Annotated in this window: 4 protein-coding genes; 2 read left to right on the forward strand and 2 right to left on the reverse strand. The window is 40.6% G+C overall.

The window, feature by feature from the left end; all coding sequences use genetic code 11:
• Positions 1-63: 63 nt before the first annotated feature.
• Together GMD6S_RS11790 and GMD6S_RS11795 are read left to right on the forward strand one after the other, a co-directional pair.
• On the forward strand, positions 64-438 hold the full coding sequence (locus GMD6S_RS11790) for a CidA/LrgA family protein (RefSeq protein WP_000781327.1): 375 nt from the start codon (positions 64-66) through the stop codon (positions 436-438).
• Positions 435-1,130, forward strand: coding sequence for an LrgB family protein (locus tag GMD6S_RS11795; RefSeq protein WP_001288947.1), 696 nt, complete (start codon positions 435-437; stop codon positions 1,128-1,130). Before GMD6S_RS11790 ends, GMD6S_RS11795 begins: the two co-directional genes overlap by 4 nt.
• A gap of 52 nt (positions 1,131-1,182) precedes the next feature.
• Here GMD6S_RS11795 and gggC read toward each other — a convergent pair whose 3' ends face one another.
• A complete protein-coding gene (gene gggC / locus GMD6S_RS11800; protein ID WP_000946536.1) occupies positions 1,183-2,730 on the reverse strand; it encodes a streptosactin export ABC transporter GggC in 1,548 nt (515 codons plus the stop codon).
• 127 nt (positions 2,731-2,857) lie between these two features.
• The coding region (locus GMD6S_RS12905) for a hypothetical protein (RefSeq protein WP_000326300.1) at positions 2,858-3,347 on the reverse strand (490 nt) is incomplete at its 5' end.

The following is a 3,347-nucleotide window of genomic DNA, read 5'->3' on the forward strand; positions in this document are numbered from 1 at the left end:
CCTTGAAATTTTCTGAAAAAAGAGTAAACTGGTATGCAAGAAGTCTATTTCGTGGAGTTTAGAATGAAATTATATGTTCAATTAATGATTCTCTTTGTGATTTCATTGATCGGTGAGGGAATTTCTAGTTTCTTTCATCTGCCTATCCCAGGCAGTATTATCGGTTTGATTATTCTCTTTCTAGCCTTACAGTTCAAGTGGCTGAGAACCAGACATGTCAACATGGTGGGGAATTTCTTGCTGGCCAATATGACTATTCTCTTTTTGCCACCAGCAGTGGGAATAATGGAGAAGTTTGATGTGATTGCTCCCTATCTCCTGCCCATCGTTTTGATTGTCTTTTTTGCAGCTGTCATCAATATTATCCTCATAGCCGTGGTAGTTCAGTTCATTAAGAGACGATTTGAGGGAGATTATGAGAAAGGAGATGCCAAATGAGTGAATTTGTTTCCAATCCCCTGTTTGGGCTTGCCCTGTCTATCCTTGCTTATCTAGTGGGGATGCTGATTTACAGACGTTTTCCCCATCCATTGACAACGCCCTTGCTTTTGTCGGCTGTTTTCATTATCATTTTTCTAAAGCTGACGGGGATTTCTTACCAAGATTACTACCAAGGTGGGGTTTATCTGAACAATTTGATTGTTCCGTCAACAGTGGCTTTAGGGATTCCGCTTTATAAGAGTTTTCACTTGATGAAGCACCATGCTCGCAGTATTCTCTTTGGTAGTCTGTTAGCAGTAGTTGTCAATACTTGCTTTACTGCCATAGTAGCGAAAATATTTGGCATGGACTTTTTCCTAGCTATTTCTCTCTTTCCCAAGTCAGTGACAACCGCTATGGCAGTGGGGATTACAGAAAAATTGCAAGGTTTGACGACTGTGACCTTGGTCGTCGTAGTGGCCACTGGCATTTTGACCAGTGTGATCGGACCAACCCTTTTGAAATGGTTGAAGATCGATGACCCAGTGGCTGTGGGACTTTCTCTTGGAGGAACAGGTCATGCTGTCGGAACGGGAACCGCCTTTCGATACGGATCGGTAGCAGGAGCCATGGGTGGCTTGGCTATCGGTGTCACTGGTATTCTCTACGTCTTTGTCAGCCCCATCGTAGCCAGTTTGATATTGAGTTAAAAAGCAAGGAAGCTGAGTTCCTTGCTTTTTTCCAATTTTATTTTGTAAGGATTTACTTTTCTTTGCTTAAATGAATGACTTGGTCGTAGCGTTTTAAGTCCTCGTCTGTATAATGGTGAATGACTTCAATGACTGTCTGAGGTAGCGAGAAGAGGAGGTCGCTAATCTTTTTGCTATTCTCTAAGTCAAGATTGGCCTTAATCTCATCAGCCAAGATGAGTTGGCTGTCGTGATAGAGCGCGCGAGCGATTTCGAGTCGTTGTTTCTCGCCACCAGACAGGCTATCGTTGCTAAGAGTTCGATTTTTCAAATGTTCTAAACCAGTTGTCTTGAGGATATGATTCAACCTTTCTTGCTTTTTAGTCATTCCTAGAAGGATATTGTCTTCCAGAGACAGCGTGTCAAAGTAATGGCTATCTTGGAGGATATAGGAGCTAACGCTCGTGATTTCTTGGCGTGATAGGCTTTGGCCAGCAAATGCAATCCGTCCACTGGTCGCAGCCAACTCTCCATGAATGATATTGAGTAAAGTCGTTTTTCCAGAGCCACTTTCACCGATAATGGCAATCTTTTCTCCTTTCTTGATGTGCATGGAAAGAGGGGATAAAAGGACCTGTCCCTCTTTTTCTAGAGAGATATTCTCTAGTTGGACGGGATAAATGTTTTGGAAGGTGCTAGTAGAAATAGGACTAGAATTTGTGAAAAGTACTTGGTACTTTTCACAGAGGTATTGAGTTGCTTTTCGGGTGTTAGTAAAGTAGGCTAATTCTTGGAATTGATAGCCAATATTATGAGAAACGAGATAAATGGCTACAAAACTAGCTGCGTTTAAATAACCATAATAGGTCATAAAACCGCCAATGACAATAGGGGCAACGGAGCAAAAGGCATCGATGCTATTGATAAAGAGACTGTTTAGGGTACGTTGTTTCTCATATCGTATTTCCGCATCCAAACTAGTCTGTAACTGATTTTGATAGCGAGCAAAAAAGAAGTCCTGTCCCTGATAATGACGAATCTGTTGGCTACCGCCAATAAAATTTGTCAAGCTTGATAAGTAGCTCTGGTTAATAGTGGACCGCTTTTCAGAAAGTGAATCTAAACGCTTAGATCCGATGGCACTACAGAGGACAGGGACGGAGTAGAAGAGAATAAAAATCAAGCCTAGGTAAAAATTAGTCCACAGGGCATATAGAATGGAGACGGTTGTGAAACCAAGAGAAGAAATAATGATAACGGTTGGCTCAATATAGCTCTTTTCTAACTGGTTGACGTCGTTTTCTAAATCAGACAAAATATCCTTTTCATCAATATCATAACCGCTGAGGAATCGCTTGAAAATAGCGCTTTTAATTCCATATCTGAAATCAGTAATCAAACGAGCGTAGTAATAGCGTTTTCCAGCTAGCCCCAGTAAGAGGATGAGGTTTCCAAGGATTCCCAGAATCAACACTTTCCAAAGAAGTTCCAGTTCTTGATTGGTAAAACTAGCAACGATACTCTGAATGAGCGCTGGCGTAATAATCGCTTCCAGCCATGTGATTGCAATCGAAAAGAAGTAAAGTGTTAAGTGTTTCTTTGCAACAAACGTTCTAAGCATAAAGAGCTCCCTCCTTATCAATATACAGTAATCACTTTTAAAATTATTATACTCCTTTTTATCCACATTTTCATACAATATATCTAAAAGAAAAGATCTAGCGATACAGAGTCGCTAGACCTTTAACTTATTGCAAGTTAACCTTGTTTTTCAAGATATAGTAGGTACCGAGATAGTAGATAGCTGATAAAAAGAGATCGCGCAGAATTTCTGTACCAATCATCATGTTAAAGTCATTTTCAATTCGGAAAAAGAGAGAAACATAACCAATGACGATGGCAATGACGATATAGGCTAGAATCCCCATAGCTGTTCGATACTCATTAAAGAGTTGTCCGATAGAGATGGAGAGGTAGATGGATAAAATCCATGCGATAGAACTGACAAATAGTGATAGGGCATACAGCCAGCCGTAGCTGAGGTAAGGGGAAATGAAGTTATAGAGAGCAGTGAAGTCTTTTTCTATTGGTGTTAAGAAGAAGATAATCAATATACTCAAGATAAAGACGATATAGCTTAAGATGGACCAGACAAGACCACCTAAAAGTTTTGCGATGATGATTTGGTGCTCAGAGACAGGCAAGGTCAAGGTCAAGTACCCTTGGCGGTCATAAACA

The organism is Streptococcus sp. GMD6S, from assembly GCF_000297015.1.

What these genes read in the sequence shown, in the direction of transcription:
- GMD6S_RS11795 (WP_001288947.1), top strand. Translation starts at nt 435, where the DNA reads ATGAGTGAATTTGTTTCCAATCCCCTGTTTGGGCTTGCCCTGTCTATC.
- GMD6S_RS11790 (WP_000781327.1), top strand. Translation starts at nt 64, where the DNA reads ATGAAATTATATGTTCAATTAATGATTCTCTTTGTGATTTCATTGATC.
- gggC (WP_000946536.1), bottom strand. Translation starts at nt 2,730, where the DNA reads ATGCTTAGAACGTTTGTTGCAAAGAAACACTTAACACTTTACTTCTTT.